Origin of the sequence: Seonamhaeicola sp. MEBiC01930, from assembly GCF_045277075.1 — a bacterium.
Lineage (GTDB): Bacteria > Bacteroidota > Bacteroidia > Flavobacteriales > Flavobacteriaceae > Seonamhaeicola.
Genome location: NZ_CP104270.1, coordinates 1,465,933 through 1,482,145 on the forward strand (window position 1 = coordinate 1,465,933; position 16,213 = coordinate 1,482,145).

Below are 16,213 nucleotides of genomic sequence, written 5' to 3' on the forward strand. Positions count from 1 at the left end.
AGAATCAAAAAATAACACAATGAATATCTTAGTTTTAGGATCTGGAGGAAGAGAACACACATTTGCTTGGAAAATTGCTCAAAGCCCATTATGTAATGAATTATATGTTGCGCCCGGTAATTCAGGGACAGCAGAAGTTGCTACCAATGTTAACATTGGCGTAACAGATTTTGAAGCAATTAAAAATTTAGCACTAGTTAAGCAAATAGATTTAGTTGTAGTTGGACCAGAAGATCCTTTAGTAAATGGTATTCATGATTTTTTCTTAAATGATGATGCAATAAATCATATTCCAGTAATTGGACCCCAAAAGGAAGCTGCTGAGTTGGAAGGAAGTAAAGAGTTTGCCAAAGAGTTTATGATGCGTCATAATATCCCAACAGCGGCCTATGAAAGTTTTACAAAGGAAAATGTTGAACAAGGATATGCTTTTTTAGAAACATTAAATCCGCCTTATGTTTTAAAGGCAGATGGATTAGCAGCTGGAAAAGGGGTTGTTATTTTAAATGATTTAGATGAGGCCAAAGTTGAATTAAAAAGCATGTTGGTTGGCGCTAAATTCGGAGATGCAAGTACTAAAGTTGTTATTGAAGAATTTTTAGATGGTATAGAATTAAGTTGTTTTGTTTTAACCGATGGCAAAAATTATAAAATACTACCAACAGCTAAAGATTATAAACGGATTGGTGAAGGTGATACGGGTTTAAATACTGGTGGAATGGGGGCTGTTTCTCCTGTGCCTTTTGCTACAGATGAGTTTTTAAACAAAATTGAAGAGCGTATTGTTAAACCTACCATTGAAGGATTTAAAAAAGACAACTTACCTTATGTTGGTTTTGTTTTCATTGGGCTTATTAAGGTTGGAGACGATCCTAAAGTTATAGAGTATAATGTTAGAATGGGTGATCCTGAAACTGAAGTGGTTTTCCCGAGAATGAAAAACGATTTGGTAGAGGTGCTTCAAGCCATGGCTAATGGAACTTTAGATACTGTAAATATTGATATTGATGAACGAGCCGCAACAACCATTATGGTAGTTTCTGGGGGTTATCCTGAAGCCTATGAAAAAGGTAAAGAAATTAAAGGAATAAATGCTATTGAAGATTCTATTCCTTTTCATGCTGGCGCACAATTAAAAGATGGTAAAGTAGTAACTTCTGGAGGTAGAGTTATTTCTATTACTTCATATGGAAATACTTATCAAGAAGCCATAAAAAAATCTTACCAAAGTATAGAAAAACTACATTTTGATAAGATGTATTATCGTAAAGATATTGGTTTCGACTTATAAAAAAGAATGCGAAGAAACGCTTTTATCCTCTTCGTTGTTATCGTTGAATATTTTTAGTTGCTTCATCCAGTAAACTATAGCAACCATACAAACAACGGTAAAAATCCAAGAAATAGAATTGGCAAGCCACCAATTATCAAGTTCCAAAGCTCTAAGTCCATCAAGTGGAGCAAAAAGAACATCAACAAATAAATCTTGTATTGCGTAAAAGAAATCTTTCATTAGTAATTGTTATTGTTTTCTAACCATGTTATAGTTAGTATATTTACAGGACAAAAATACAAAAAGAGTTAATGATTACAAGTATTTTTAGTAAATCTAAACCAATAAACTTTATTGTTGTTTTTTTTATCACAGTTTTAGCTTTTTTAATAGCTAGAATTCACCTAATAAAAGAAACAATAACTTTACTTCTAATTATAAAGCAATTGGTGCTGCTTGGTACATGCTATTTTTCAATTTTACTCTTAAATTTTATTGTTAGTAAGAATAGTTTAACCAAACAAAACAACTATGAAATTCTGTTGTTTAGTTTATTCTTGTTACTGATTCCATCCGCTACCATTAATACCAATATTTTATTTTCAAACTTTTTTATTTTACTGAGTTTAAGACGCGTAATGAGTTTGCGTTCACAAAAAAGTGAGAAAATGAAGTTGTTTGATGCTGCATTCTGGGTAGCCATTGCCTCTTTGTTTTATTTTTGGGCTATTTTATTTTTTGTCTTAATTCTTTTAGCATTGGCATTATATACAGATAATAATATAAAGCATTGGATTATTCCTTTTGTTGGAGTAGCCACAGTTTTTGTTATTTCTATTGGTATATCAATTATTAGTTATAACGGTTTTTTTGATGCTTTAAATTTAACTACAGTAAGTAGTTATGATTTTAGTAATTATGATTCTGTACAATTTATAGTAGCCATCACACTTTTATTGTCATTTGGTGCTTGGTCTTCTGTGTTTTATTTACAGAATATTAAAAAGCAGAAAAAGGCTTATAGAGCTTCTTTTAAAATCATTATTTTATCCGGAATAATTGCTTTTTTTATTGTGATTTTGGCCCCACAAAAAAATGGTAGTGAGTTTTTATTTTTATTTGCGCCTTTAGCCATAGTTGTTACAAACTATATTGAAACAATAAAAGAAAAGTGGTTTCAAGAAATTTTCTTATCTACTTTAGTAATTGTGCCAGTTGTGTTATTGGTTTTACAACTTTTCACCAAAAGCTAAATCTCCTGCATCTCCTAAACCAGGAATAATATAGCCTTTATTGTTAAGTTTTTCATCAATAGCAGCAATCCATAAATGCGTATTATCACTAAAATTATCACTAACAAAATCAACCCCTTGTTGAGCGCCTATAACACTTACTAAATGAATTTCTTTAGGTTTTCCAAATGGCTTTAAAGCTTCAAAAGTGGCAACCATGGATTGTCCTGTAGCCAACATAGGGTCTGCTAAAACAAGAGTTTTACCTTCTAAACTTGGACAAGCAGAATACTCTACTATTATTTCAAAATTCTCAGGATTATTTTTGTGGTGTCTATATGCCGAAATAAAAGCGTTTTCAGCCTTGTCAAAATAATTTAACAACCCATTATGTAGTGGAACTCCAGCTCTCAAGACGGAACACAGAACAATATCATTGGTGAAAATATCGATGTTGCACTTACCCAAAGGAGTTTCTATATGGGTTGGGGTGAAATTTAATGATTTACTTAACTCATACCCAAGAATCTCACCTATGCGTTCAATGTTGCGTCTAAATCTCATAGTGTCTTTTTGAATAGTTACATCCCTAATTTCAGAAAGAAATGTATTGAGTATCGAGTTTTGCCAGGAAACATGATGAATTTGCATAAAAACAGATAATATTTAAATTAAAAATTTCAGAAAAAGATACCTTTTTTTTGCCAGGAAACAAGGTTTATTATGGTCTGACATAGATAGTAAAGTTATTAAATTAAAGTATATTTGCTCATTAAATTATTAGATTATGTTTACAAGTAAAGCCAATAAGATTTTTCAAGAAGTTATTGAAGAATATCATAAAATAGATTCTGTAGATCAACCCTTTAATAACCCATATAGTAAAGATGATTTGTTAGAACATTTACTTTATAGAAAATGTTGGATTGATACGGTTCAATGGCATTATGAAGATATAATTAGAGACCCACAAATTGATCCTGTTGCAGCTTTAACTTTGAAACGCCAAATAGATGCTTCTAACCAAGATAGAACTGATATGGTGGAGTATGTAGATAGTTATTTTTTAGAAAAATATAAAGACGTTATGGTAAAAGAAGAGGCCACCATTAATACTGAAAGTCCAGCTTGGGGAATTGATAGATTATCCATTTTAGCGTTAAAAGTTTACCACATGAATGAAGAAGCAACCCGTACAGATGCTTCTGATACTCATAGAGAGACTTGCCAAAAGAAATTAGATGTTTTATTAGAACAACGTATAGATTTATCTACTGCTATTGACACGCTTTTAAATGATATTGAAAATGGCGATAAATACATGAAAGTGTATAAGCAAATGAAGATGTATAATGACGATGAGCTTAATCCTGTACTGCGCTCCCAAAAGTAATCATTTGTAATCCTGAACGTGTTTCAGGATTTCTATCATAAGTGTAGATGATGTCTAAACAACCTAATCATATTCTGGTAATTCGTCTTTCTGCCATGGGAGATGTGGCTATGACAGTTCCAGTTTTAAGGGCGTTAGTTAAGCAATATCCTAACGTTAAAATTACTGTTTTAACTAAAGCATTTTTCACCCCGTTTTTTAGAGATTTGCCTAATGTTTCAGTGTTTTCTGCCGACGTTAAAGGAAAGCATAAAGGTATTTTGGGCCTATTAAAACTTTCAAAGGAACTTAAAAAACTAAAAATTGATGCTGTTGCAGATTTGCACAATGTTTTAAGAAGTAATGTCTTAAAATTTTTTTTAATTGGAATTCAATTCATTCAAATTGATAAAGGTAGAAAAGAAAAAAAGGAACTAACCTCAGGGAATTTTTTTGGGCCTTTAAAGACTACGCATAACCGTTATGCTGATGTTTTTGAACAACTTGGGTTTAAGACCGATTTATCAGTAACAACATTTCCTGAAAAAGCTAATTTAAGTAAAAAAGTTCAGGCCTTATTGGGTAACCCTCTTATAAAGAAGAAAATTGGTATAGCGCCTTTTGCGGCTCACGAGGGGAAAATGTACCCTCTAAATTTAATGAAAGAAGTGATAAATGAACTTTCTAAAGAACATCAAATTTTTCTTTTTGGTGGCGGAAAGCATGAAATTGAAAAATTAAATAAAATAGAACGCAAATTTAATGTTATAAATCTTGCAGGTAAGTTGTCATTAGGCGAAGAATTAGACGTTATTTCTAATTTAGATGCTATGTTGTCTATGGATTCTGGAAATGCGCATATTGCGGCTATGTTAGGGGTTAAAGTTGTAACTATTTGGGGCGTAACGCACCCTTATGCTGGTTTTGCACCTTTTAATCAGCCAGAAGGTTATGCCCTTTTGTCAAATAGAGAGCAGTTTCCGAAGACACCAACCTCTGTTTACGGAAATAAGTATCCTGAAAGCTACAAAGAGGCATCGGGAAGTATTTCTCCCAAAACAATAATAGAAAAAATTAAAAATATTCTTAGGTTTTAATTATTAGAGGAGCCTAACCTAAAAAACCTTAAACGTCATCATAGTCAACAACTAAAGTTGGTGTTGTTGGGTTGGCTTGACAGGTTAGAACTAAACCTTCTGCAACTTCACTATCAGTTAAAATATTGTTTTGTCTCATTGTAGCTTCCCCCTCTTTAATTCTTGCTAAACAGCTACTACAAATACCACCTTGACAAGAGTAAGGAGCATCTAAATCTTTATCTAATGCCGCTTCTAGTATGGTTTGTTTTTGAGGCATATCAAACGTAGTTTCTTCATCATCAACAACAACGGTAATTTTAGTAGAACCACTAATAACAGTTTCCTCTTTTATTTCAACTGGTTTGGCCGCTTTAAATAATTCAAAATGAATGCGGTTTTCATCAATATCATTTTCAGTTAGTACATCTTTTACCGTGTGAATCATAGCTTCAGGTCCACAAAGATAAAAAGCATCAACCTCTACATGCTTATGTTTGTTCTTCATGATATAATTAACCGTACTTTTTTCTATTCTTCCAAAAATGGAATTTTCCTCGTCTTTTTGACTAAAAACAAACTGGATGGAAAAACGGTCTTTATGAGTATGTTGAAGCTCAAGTAGTTCATTTAAAAACATAGTGTCATTGGTGCTTTTATTGCCATATACCAAAATAACTTTACTATTTACCTCCTCTTCTAATGCACATTTAATAATACTTAAAATAGGTGTAATACCACTACCAGCAGCAAATAGCGCTATGTTTTTGGTTTTTCTATCGTTAGGTTCAAAAACAAACCTTCCATTTGGGGTGCCTACCTCTAAGACATCACCAGCTTGCAATTGGTTATTTGCATAAGCCGAAAAGGTACCATCTACAACCTCCTTAATTGCTACTTTTAATTCACCGCTTTTTGGTGATACGCACAATGAGTAATCACGTCTTATCTCATTACCATTAAGCGTTGTTTTTAAAGTAATATATTGTCCTGCTTTAAAACCAAAAGCGTTTTTTATATTGTCAGGTACATTAAAACTAATACCAACCGCTTTATTAGTTTCTCTCTTTATATTTTTTATACTAAGTTTATGGAATGATGACATAAATATGTTTTTGACAAAAATAATGAAGTAGATTTTTAATTTTTACTTTAATTGTAACAATTTAAACAATATAGTTACTAATATCAACGTAACCACCATCCAGAATTATGATAAAACATTTTATAAGTTTAGAATGGAAAGCCTTTTTTAGATCGCCGTCTTTTAAAATGAATTTGTTTATAAAAATCTTGCTAGGGTTTAGTGCACTAAGTATGATAGTTTCATTTTTAAGTTTAGGAGTAGGTGCTTTTTTCGCTATTAAAAAAGTTTTTAATATAGACCCTGTCATATTCCTAAATAGGTATCTAATTTTTTATATAATTTTTGATTTGGTATTTCGGTATTTCCTTCAAAAAATGCCTATAGTAAACATAAGACCATTACTTTATTTACCAATTAAAAAAGGTAAAGTGGTGCATTTTGCATTAAATAAAACAGTATTGTCATTTTTTAATATTGTGCACGCCTTCTTTTTTGTTCCATTTTCAGTAGTTCTAATTGTACAGGGTTATCCGTTTTTAAATGTCTTAGGTTGGCATTTGGCAATTATGGCTCTTATTTACAGTAATAACTTTATTAATGTTTTTGTTAATAGTAAAGATGTGGTTTTCTATTCTGTGTTAGGAATTATAGTTGTCTTTGGTTTATTAAAATATCACCAAATTTTTGATCTTACAGCATTCACAGAACCCGTATTTCAAGCGTTTTATAACCAGCCATATTTAGCTTTAGCACCTTTGTTATTATTATGTGGCTTATATAAAATGGCATACAATTATTTTAAAAATAATTTCTATTTAGATGGCGGTTTAGCAAAAAAAGTTGAAGTTGTTAAGAGTGAAGATTTTGCATGGTTAAATAGATTTGGAAGCATTTCAACATTTTTAAAGAATGATATTAAGTTATTAAAAAGGAATAAACGTTCTAAAACTACTATTTTAATGAGTGGTTTGTTTTTATTCTATGGGTTATTATTTTTTACAGGTTCTATTGAAGTCTATGATGGACCTTTTTGGAGAATTTTTGCCGGTATATTTGTATCTGGAGGGTTTTTATTTAGTTTCGGTCAATTTGTACCAAGTTGGGATAGTGCCTACTACCCGCTAATGATGAGTCAAAACATTAGATATAAAGAATACATTTCATCTAAATGGTATTTAATGGTAATAGCAACTATTGTTTCAACTATATTATCGGCATTCTATTTATACTTTGGGTGGCAAGCTTATGTGGCAGTTGTTGTTGGCGCTATTTATAATATTGGTGTGAATTCACATATGGTACTATGGGGAGGTGCTTATATTAAAACGCCTATAGATTTAACTTCAAATAAGAAAGCATTTGGAGATAAAAAATCATTCAATGCAAAAACCCTGTTGCTTACCATACCTAAGCTTGTTTTGCCAATGATTATTTACGCAATAGGACATTTTACCTTAGGTGAAACCTTTGGATTTATTTTAGTTGCACTTTTCGGGGTTGCAGGTTTATTATTCAAAAACAAAGTTTTTGATATAATTGAAAAAGTATACAAATCTGAAAAGTATAAAACACTTTCAGCATACAAACAAAACGATTAAACATTATGATTTCTACATCAAATCTTTCAAAAAAATATAATATTAATACTGTTTTAAACATTGAATCTTTAGAGATTCCTAAAGGACAAAGTTTTGGGCTAGTTGGTAATAACGGAGCGGGTAAAACAACATATTTCAGTTTATTACTTGATTTGATTCAGCCAACTACAGGTAACATAATTAACAATAATATTCAGGTAGATAAAAGTGAAGATTGGAAACCTTTTACTTCTGCTTTTATAGATGAAAGTTTTTTAATTGGGTATTTAACACCAGAAGAGTATTTCTATTTTATTGGTGAATTGCGGGGACAAAACAAGGCAGATGTTGATGCCCTAGTGGCTCAATACGAAGACTTTTTCCATGGAGAAATTTTAGGACAAAAAAAGTATCTAAGAGACTTGAGTAAAGGAAATCAGAAAAAAGCAGGTATCGTAGCATCATTAATAGGTAACCCAGAAGTTATCATTTTAGATGAACCCTTTGCAAATTTAGATCCAACAACCCAAATTAGGTTAAAGGGTATAGTAAAGAATTTAGCAGAAACCAAGGGAGTAACAGTTTTAATTTCCAGTCATGATTTAATGCATGTAACTGATGTTTGCGAGCGTATTGTGGTGCTTGAAAAGGGTGAAATAATAAAGGACCTTGTAACCAGTAAAGCCACCTTAAAAGAATTGGAAGAACACTTTGCTGGCTAGAGTCAAGTTTCTTTAATCTAGGAATTTAGTGTGCTGTTAACTGGTAAATCCAAAAAGATGTTTATTTTTACGTCAATATAATAATAACTGAAGATTACAGTTATTTATAAGACTAAAAAAATCAAATTTGAAAACATCTTTTAAAGTCATACTTGTTTCTTTTTTCTCCGTTTTTTTAATAGTAAGTTGCTCAAGAAAAAAAGACAATTTTGTTAGTAGAAACTATCATGCAATAACTGCAGAATATAATGCGCTTTATAATGGATATAATGCATTAGAGCAAGGTAGAAGTAGTCTTAATCAAGGCTATTTTGATGACTATTGGAATGTCTTGCCTATTGAGCGGATGCAAATTTCTGATGAAGTTATTCTTCCAGGACAATCAAAAAATGAAGATTTTGCCCAAGCTGAAGAAAAAGCTGTAAAAGCAATTCAGAAGCATAGTATGAATATTGATGGTAAAGAGGAAAATCCACAAATGGATGAAGCCTATTTACTTTTAGGTAAGGCCAGGTATTTTGATCAACGTTTTATTCCTGCTTTAGAAGCACTAAATTACATACTCTATAAATACCCTGCCAGTGATAAAATAAACCAAGCTAAGGTTTGGAGAGAAAAGACCAATATTCGTTTAGACAATAATGAGCTTGCCATTACAAATTTAAAGCGCCTATTAAAGTATGAGAACCTAGTTAATCAAGATTTGGCAGACGCAACCTCTATGTTAGCCCAAGCTTACATTAATACAAAATCTATAGATAGTGCAATAACTCAGTTGGAAATTGCTTCAAATGCAACAAGAAGTAATGATGAACGTGGACGTTATCGTTTTATTCAAGGACAACTCTATAATGAGTTAGGATATAAAGACAGTGCAAATATGGCCTTTGATAAGGTTATTGAGCTTAATAGAAAGACTCCTAGAATTTATATGATAAGTGCGCATTTAGAGAAAATTAAAAACTTTGATTTTGAAAATGGTAATAGGATTGAAGCCTCTGAGCTGTTGGCAGATCTTGAAGGAGATAGAGAAAATAGGCCTTTCTTAGATAAAATTTACCATCAAATTGGGGTCTATCATTTAAATAATAAATCTGATTCATTAGCAACTACATATTTTAATAAATCATTACTTGAAAAATCTAGAGATAAAATACTTAATGCAAGAAATTATGAGATTTTAGGTGATATGAATTTTGATAAGTCTTTGTATAGAGATGCAGGGTTCTATTATGATAGTACTATGACTAGTTTGGTTCTTAATTCTAAACCTTACAGAATTATTAAACGAAAGCGTGATAACTTGGAAGATGTTATTTACTATGAAGGTGTTGCTCAAGTTAATGATAGTATTTTGCATTTGGTAAATTTACCTGAAGCTGACCGTATTGCATATTTTGAAACCTTTATTAACAAACTAAAACAAAAAGCTGAAGAAGAAAAAGAAGCTCTAGAAAAGCAGGAGGCTTTAAAAAGAAATAGTGGTTTAATAACCAATAATAACAGTATAGTAAGACCTAATACTCCTGGAGTTGCACCAGGACAGGCCACATTGTTTTATTTTTATAATCCAACTACAGTAGCTTTTGGTAAAAATGAGTTTGTGAAAATTTGGGGGAATAGAGACTCAGAAGATAATTGGAGGTGGTCTAACAATAGCAGTTCAAGTGCTATAAATAATTCTGGTGTAAATGATGTTGTAGCTTCGGCTTCAGAAGATGAAAGGTTTAATCCAGAGTATTATATTTCTAAAATCCCTTCTGAAACAAAAGAAATTGATAGTATTTCAAAAGAAAGAAATTATGCCTATTACCAACTAGGACTTATTTATAAAGAGAAATTTAAGGAGTTTAAACTAGCCAAAGAGAAGTTTCAAGATTTACTAAACAGTAATCCTGAAGAACGTTTAATACTCCCATCTAAATACAATCTGTATAAAATTTATGAAGCTCTAGGAGAAAATGATGAGGCTTCAATTGCTAAAAATGAAATAATTACCAATTATTCTGAATCTAGGTATGCACTTATTTTAAGTAACCCTGAGTTGGCTTCTGAAAAAGACGAAAATAGTCCGGAACGTTTGTATGAAGCACTTTATGAAAAACATGAAAATCAGGAATATGCTGAAGTAATTTCTAAATGTGAGGAATATATCAATATTTACGATGGAGAGTCTATTGTTCCTAAGTTTGAACTTTTAAAGGCAACTGCATCAGGGCGTTTAAATGGTTATGAGGCTTATAAGGCAGCTATAAACTATATTGCGGTAACTTATGCCAATACCAATGAGGGTTTACAAGCTCAAAATATTGAAAATACGGTGTTACCAAAAATAGCCAATAGCGAATTTGTTGATGAGAGTACAAATAGTTCAGGACACCACAAGGTGATTTTTATGTTTGAAGACTCAGAACCAGAGGCTATTATGGAGTTTAAAAAAGAATTGGACGAAGTTTTAGTAAGTATTAAGTATTATGATTTAACTTCATCTATTGATGTGTATAACCTAAACACTACATTTGTTGTGGTTCATGGAATAAAAAACGGACAGGTTGCAAAAACATTCAATCAACTTTTAACAAAAGAGAATAGTAAAAAAATAAATGAACCTTATTTTTCAATGGCATCTTCTAATTATCAAATAATTCAAATACATAAAAACCTAGATGCCTTTTTAAACGTAAATAATAATTAAACAACATTATGTTTTCCGAAAATAAAAAGAACAAAATGGTAGAAAATACATCAAGCCAAAACATTATTGCTCAAGGCACTAAAATTGTTGGTGATTTAAATAGTGAAGGAGATATTAGAATTGATGGAGCTGTTGAAGGTAATATAAAAACTTCAGGAAAAGTAGTAGTAGGAAAAACGGGTTTTGTTAAGGGTACACTACAAGGAACCGACGCTTATTTTGAGGGTAAAATTTCTGGAAAATTGGCATTATCTGGTACGTTAACCTTGAAGTCTTCTGCGCATATTGAAGGTGAGGTAATTGTAGGTAAATTATCTGTAGAGCCAGGAGCAACCTTCAACGTAACCTGTGTTATGAAGGGTACAGTTAAGGAAATGAATAATGGCGGAAAAAGAAAATCAGAAACCGAAAAAACAGCTTAAAAACGTTGCTGTTTTATCTGGAGTAGCAATACAAATGGGGGTGACTATTTATTTGTTTGTGCTTCTGGGCAAATGGTTAGACTCTGAATACAATAATGGCGATAAACTTTTTATAATAGTTACTACCCTAGCAGGTGTTGCAGTGTCTCTTTATGCTGTAATTAAGCAGCTAAATAGAATTAATAATGACTAACCCTTTTTTTAGTTTTGTTTTTAAAGCAACTGTGTTATTTGCCATAACCTTTGGCTTGCATTTAGCCATTTTATCTTTTCTGAATTATCAATTACTAGAAAACCATATTGTTTTATCGTATGTTTTAAACTTTATTCTGGTTATCAAGGTTTTTGGATTATTGTATTTGCTTAGAAAAAAATATAAAAGCCAATTAGGCTTTTTATTTTTGGCAGGAAGCTTAATTAAATTCGCCGTTTTTTTTATTGTATTTCAACCAATTTTTAAGCAAGATGGTGTTGTTTCCAAATTGGAGTTTGCTTCATTTTTTGTGCCTTATGTGTTGGGGTTAATTATTGAAACTATTAGCTTAAGTAAATGGTTAAATAATTTAGATGAAACAAGTTCATAACCCCTTGAAATACATCTGCTGAAATAAAAGTCAAAATAGTTTTTGTTTTTCATATAAAAGCATACCTTTGCACCGATTTTTAAGCCACTATTAGTTAAAGTGATATGCGAAAAAAAATAGCTTTTAAGCCGATTACATTATTACTACTTTTTATAACCTTCATGACTTTCGGTTCAGAAAGTAATCAACATGAAGAATCAGGGTCTGACTTAAGGACTGAAATAAAAGAATATGTTCAACATCACTTACTAGATTCTTATGATTTTGGTTTGTATTCATACACCAATGATGCTGGTGAGCATAAGTATGTTGGTTTTCCATTACCAGTAATTCTTTGGGATAATGGATTAAAAGTATTTTCATCTTCTAAGTTTCATCACGGAGAAACTGTTGCTGAAGCAGGAGGAAGTTATTACAAGCAATTCCACGGAAAAATATATAAAGTAGACGGGCCTAATGGTGAGATTGTTGAGGATGAGCATCATCACGCTACTAATGAAAAACCATTAGACTTTTCTATCACCAAAAACGTAACTTTAATTGCTATGGTTTTTGCTATCATGTTCTTTATGTTTAGCAGAATGGCTAAATCATATAAAAACAATAATGGCATGCCAAAGGGTATGGGGCGTTTTTTAGAGCCTATTGTTCTTTATGTGCGTGATGAAATAGCAATTCCAAATATTGGTGAAAAGAAGTATAAGAGATATATGAGTTACTTGTTAACGGTATTCTTTTTTGTATGGATTGTGAATTTATTTGGTTTAACACCAATAGGTATGAATGTAACAAATAATATTGCTGTTACATTATGTTTAGCTTTAATAACATACTTTATAACCACTTTTTCAGGTAATAAAAACTATTGGAAGCATATTTTCTGGATGCCAGGAGTTCCGGTACCAATGAAAATTATTTTAGCACCAATTGAGTTGCTTGGAACTATCATTAAACCATTTGCATTAATGATTCGTTTATATGCCAATATTACAGCAGGTCACGTGGTATTAATGAGTATCATAGGTATGATGTTTATTTTCAACAACTGGTTAGGTAGTTCATTATCATTTTTATTAGCATTTGTATTAGGTATTTTAGAGTTGTTAGTAGCAGCTTTACAAGCATATATTTTTACAGTATTGTCAGCGCTTTATTTTGGAATGGCCGTAGAAGACCATGACCATCACTAAGGTGCTTATTAAGTTGAATGTTTAATTATTAAATATATATATTATGGAAATTCCAGCTATCGTAGGAGCAGGTTTAGTAGTAATTGGTGCCGGTATCGGTATTGGTAGAATCGGTGGTTCTGCTATGGAAGCAATTGCTCGTCAACCAGAAGCTACAGGAAAAATTCAAACAGCTATGCTTATTGCAGCGGCTTTAATTGAAGGTATTGGATTTGCTGCATTATTTGCAGTTTAACAAAACAAGAGAAACAGCTACAACGGTTGGTTGTAGCTGTTCTTTTAAATTAAACAGAAGTTTTTAGAAAAACATATAATTAGTAATTATGGAAGAGTTATTTGGAGGGTTTTCTTTAGGATTATTTTTTTGGCAAACAGTATTGTTTTTAGCATTAGTGTTTTTGTTAAGAAAATTTGCTTGGAAACCAATTTTAGATTCTGTAAACAATAGAGAAGAAGGTATAAAAGATGCTCTTGATGCAGCTGAAAATGCTAAAAAAGAGATGGAAAACCTTCAAGCTGATAATCAAAAGTTATTAAAAGAAGCTAGAGCTGAGCGTGAAACCATGCTTAAAGAAGCAAGAGATATCAAAAACAAGATGATTGAAGATGCTAAAGAAGAAGCTCAGGAGCAAGCCAATAAAATGATTAAGCAAGCACAAGATGCTATTGAGAGTGAGAAAAAAGCAGCTATGGCAGAGCTTAAAGGTCAGGTTGCTGGTATTTCTTTAGAAATAGCAGAAAAAGTGGTTCGTCAAGAATTATCTAATAAAGACAAGCAACTAAAATTAGTTGAGTCTATGTTAGGAGAAGCAAAATTAGAAAACTAGTTATAAACTATGTCAAGAGCAGCTATACGTTACGCAAAAGCAATTTTAAGTTTAGCATCAGATCAAAAAGCAGCCGATGCTGTTAATAAAGATATGAAGTTAATTGCTGCTACAATTGCAGACAGTAAAGATTTAAAAGATACGCTTCAAAGTCCTGTAATAAGTTCAACAATTAAAAAATCTGTTTTATTAGAGGTTTTCAAAAAAACTAATAAGACAACTATTAGCTTAATAGAAACTTTAATTAGTAACAACAGAGTTGATCTTTTAGGTGAGGTTGCAAGTAAGTATAATCAGTTATTTGATCAATCAAAAGGAATTGAATTAGCTACGGTTACCACTGCTGTTGCAATTACTGATGACTTAAAGAAAAAAGTTTTAGCCAAAGCTAAGGAACTTACAGGAAAAGAAATTGAAGTAGATAATATTGTAGATGAAAGCATTTTAGGTGGTTTCATTTTACGCATAGGTGATGTACAATACAACGCAAGTATTGCAAATCAACTTAATAAATTAAAAAGAGAATTTACATTAAACTAAGATATTTATATCTAAATAAATAATAAGATGGCAGAAGTAAAACCAGCTGAAATATCAGCAATCTTAAAACAACAACTTTCAGGTTTTGAAGCTAGCGCTTCATTAGATGAAGTAGGAACAGTATTAACAGTAGGTGATGGTATTGTACGTGCTTACGGATTAGCTAATGCACAATACGGTGAATTAGTTGAATTCGATGGTGGTTTAGAAGGTATTGTACTTAACCTTGAAGAAGACAACGTTGGTATTGTATTATTAGGAGGTTCTGTAGGAGTTAAAGAAGGGTCAACTGTAAAACGTACTGGTAGAATTGCTTCTATTAATGTTGGAGAAGGTATTGTTGGACGTGTTGTAGACACTTTAGGAAATCCTATTGATGGTAAAGGACCAATAGCTGGAGATACTTATGAAATGCCTTTAGAACGTAAAGCTCCTGGGGTTATTTTCCGTGAGCCAGTAACAGAACCTTTACAAACAGGTATTAAGTCTATTGATGCTATGATTCCTGTAGGTAGAGGACAGCGTGAGTTAGTTATTGGTGACCGTCAAACTGGTAAAACAACAGTTTGTATTGATACTATCTTAAATCAAAAAGAATTTTATGATGCAGGTGAACCTGTATATTGTATATATGTTGCTGTAGGACAAAAAGCATCTACTGTAGCAAACATTGCTAAGGTATTAGAAGAAAAAGGCGCATTAGCTTATACAACTATTGTAGCGGCAAATGCATCAGACCCTGCACCAATGCAGGTATACGCTCCAATGGCAGGTGCTGCAATTGGTGAGTATTTTAGAGATACTGGTCGTCCAGCTTTAATTATTTATGATGATTTATCTAAACAAGCAGTAGCTTATCGTGAGGTGTCTTTATTATTAAGAAGACCACCGGGACGTGAGGCGTATCCAGGTGACGTTTTTTACTTACACTCAAGATTATTAGAGCGTTCTGCAAAGGTTATTAATGATGATGATATTGCTAAGGACATGAATGATTTACCTGATTCATTAAAACCATTAGTGAAAGGTGGAGGTTCTTTAACGGCATTACCAATTATTGAAACCCAAGCGGGTGACGTTTCTGCATATATTCCAACAAACGTAATTTCTATTACAGACGGACAGATATTCTTAGATGGTGATTTATTCAACTCTGGTGTACGTCCTGCAATTAACGTAGGTATTTCTGTATCTCGTGTTGGTGGTAATGCACAGATTAAATCAATGAAAAAGGTAGCAGGTACATTAAAATTAGACCAAGCGCAATTCCGTGAATTAGAGGCTTTTGCTAAGTTTGGTTCAGATTTAGATGCTGTTACTTTAAATGTAATTGAAAAAGGTAAGCGTAATGTTGAGATTTTAAAACAAGCTCAAAATGATCCTTTTACAGTAGAAGATCAAATTGCTATTATTTATGCAGGATCTAAGAACTTATTAAGAGATGTTCCTGTTGAAAAAGTAAAAGAATTTGAAAGAGATTTCATTGAATTCTTAAAGGCTAAGCATGCAGATGTTTTAAGCACATTAAAATCAGGTAAATTAACTGATGAAGTTACAGATACATTAACAACTGTAGCAAAAGATTTATCAGGAAAATATATAGCATAATTTTAGAT

General features: G+C 31.8%; 18 protein-coding genes. 15 read left to right on the forward strand and 3 right to left on the reverse strand.

The genetic code is table 11. The annotated features are described in order from the left end of the window. Positions 1–19 precede the first annotated feature (19 nt). The gene (gene purD / locus N1F78_RS06335; RefSeq protein WP_406685340.1) at positions 20–1,291 is read left to right on the forward strand and encodes a phosphoribosylamine--glycine ligase; all 1,272 of its coding nucleotides are present in this window, start codon (positions 20–22) and stop codon (positions 1,289–1,291) included. Here the strand turns inward: purD and N1F78_RS06340 are convergent. Beyond that, the gene (locus N1F78_RS06340) at positions 1,286–1,513 is read right to left on the reverse strand and encodes a DUF6341 family protein (protein WP_406685341.1); all 228 of its coding nucleotides are present in this window, start codon (positions 1,511–1,513) and stop codon (positions 1,286–1,288) included. The two genes, purD and N1F78_RS06340, sit on opposite strands and share 6 nt — an antisense overlap. Before the next feature lie 71 nt (positions 1,514–1,584). Here N1F78_RS06340 and N1F78_RS06345 point away from each other — a divergent pair, with 71 nt between their 5' ends. Continuing rightward, positions 1,585–2,526 (forward strand): DUF6427 family protein, encoded by a 942-nt coding sequence (locus tag N1F78_RS06345; protein WP_406685342.1) that lies wholly within the window; start codon positions 1,585–1,587, stop codon positions 2,524–2,526. Here N1F78_RS06345 and upp read toward each other — a convergent pair. Then, positions 2,503–3,156, reverse strand: a complete 654-nt coding sequence (gene upp / locus N1F78_RS06350) for a uracil phosphoribosyltransferase (RefSeq protein WP_406685343.1) — start codon at positions 3,154–3,156, stop codon at positions 2,503–2,505. The genes N1F78_RS06345 and upp overlap by 24 nt on opposite strands. A 136-nt stretch (positions 3,157–3,292) precedes the next feature. Here upp and N1F78_RS06355 point away from each other — a divergent pair, with 136 nt between their 5' ends. Beyond that, positions 3,293–3,898, forward strand: coding sequence for a DUF4254 domain-containing protein (locus N1F78_RS06355; RefSeq protein WP_406685344.1), 606 nt, complete (start codon positions 3,293–3,295; stop codon positions 3,896–3,898). Positions 3,899–3,948: 50 nt separating this feature from the next. Then, the gene (locus N1F78_RS06360; RefSeq protein ID WP_406685673.1) at positions 3,949–4,974 is read left to right on the forward strand and encodes a glycosyltransferase family 9 protein; all 1,026 of its coding nucleotides are present in this window, start codon (positions 3,949–3,951) and stop codon (positions 4,972–4,974) included. Positions 4,975–5,002: 28 nt separating this feature from the next. On the opposite strand, the gene N1F78_RS06365 is transcribed toward N1F78_RS06360, so the two are convergent. Continuing rightward, positions 5,003–6,058: a 2Fe-2S iron-sulfur cluster-binding protein gene (locus tag N1F78_RS06365; RefSeq protein ID WP_406685345.1), complete on the reverse strand. Its 1,056-nt coding sequence runs from the start codon at positions 6,056–6,058 to the stop codon at positions 5,003–5,005. A 107-nt stretch (positions 6,059–6,165) separates the two neighbouring features. Between N1F78_RS06365 and N1F78_RS06370 the strand changes: the two genes are divergently transcribed. The 11 genes from N1F78_RS06370 to atpA all read left to right on the forward strand — a co-directional run bounded on the left by N1F78_RS06370 (position 6,166) and on the right by atpA (position 16,205). Beyond that, positions 6,166–7,638, forward strand: a complete 1,473-nt coding sequence (locus N1F78_RS06370) for a DUF5687 family protein (RefSeq protein ID WP_406685346.1) — start codon at positions 6,166–6,168, stop codon at positions 7,636–7,638. A gap of 5 nt (positions 7,639–7,643) precedes the next feature. Next, positions 7,644–8,339, forward strand: coding sequence for an ABC transporter ATP-binding protein (locus N1F78_RS06375; RefSeq protein ID WP_406685347.1), 696 nt, complete (start codon positions 7,644–7,646; stop codon positions 8,337–8,339). A gap of 127 nt (positions 8,340–8,466) precedes the next feature. Next, entirely contained in the window at positions 8,467–11,034 is a 2,568-nt protein-coding gene (locus N1F78_RS06380; protein WP_406685348.1) for a tetratricopeptide repeat protein, read from the forward strand. A gap of 8 nt (positions 11,035–11,042) precedes the next feature. Then, on the forward strand, positions 11,043–11,456 hold the full coding sequence (locus N1F78_RS06385; protein WP_406685349.1) for a polymer-forming cytoskeletal protein: 414 nt from the start codon (positions 11,043–11,045) through the stop codon (positions 11,454–11,456). Next, positions 11,416–11,649: an AtpZ/AtpI family protein gene (locus N1F78_RS06390; RefSeq protein WP_406685350.1), complete on the forward strand. Its 234-nt coding sequence runs from the start codon at positions 11,416–11,418 to the stop codon at positions 11,647–11,649. The genes N1F78_RS06385 and N1F78_RS06390 overlap by 41 nt, the downstream gene beginning before the upstream one ends. Further along, entirely contained in the window at positions 11,642–12,040 is a 399-nt protein-coding gene (locus N1F78_RS06395) for a hypothetical protein (protein WP_406685351.1), read from the forward strand. The genes N1F78_RS06390 and N1F78_RS06395 overlap by 8 nt, the downstream gene beginning before the upstream one ends. A 104-nt stretch (positions 12,041–12,144) precedes the next feature. After that, the gene (gene atpB / locus N1F78_RS06400; protein WP_406685352.1) at positions 12,145–13,230 is read left to right on the forward strand and encodes a F0F1 ATP synthase subunit A; all 1,086 of its coding nucleotides are present in this window, start codon (positions 12,145–12,147) and stop codon (positions 13,228–13,230) included. Positions 13,231–13,273: 43 nt separating this feature from the next. Continuing rightward, entirely contained in the window at positions 13,274–13,465 is a 192-nt protein-coding gene (gene atpE / locus N1F78_RS06405) for an ATP synthase F0 subunit C (RefSeq protein WP_102756010.1), read from the forward strand. 88 nt (positions 13,466–13,553) lie between these two features. Continuing rightward, complete coding sequence (locus tag N1F78_RS06410) at positions 13,554–14,057, forward strand: F0F1 ATP synthase subunit B (RefSeq protein ID WP_406685353.1); 504 nt, start codon at positions 13,554–13,556, stop codon at positions 14,055–14,057. 9 nt (positions 14,058–14,066) lie between these two features. Further along, positions 14,067–14,597: an ATP synthase F1 subunit delta gene (gene atpH, locus N1F78_RS06415; protein ID WP_406685354.1), complete on the forward strand. Its 531-nt coding sequence runs from the start codon at positions 14,067–14,069 to the stop codon at positions 14,595–14,597. A 27-nt stretch (positions 14,598–14,624) separates the two neighbouring features. Further along, on the forward strand, positions 14,625–16,205 hold the full coding sequence (gene atpA / locus N1F78_RS06420) for a F0F1 ATP synthase subunit alpha (RefSeq protein WP_406685355.1): 1,581 nt from the start codon (positions 14,625–14,627) through the stop codon (positions 16,203–16,205). Positions 16,206–16,213: the final 8 nt, after the last annotated feature.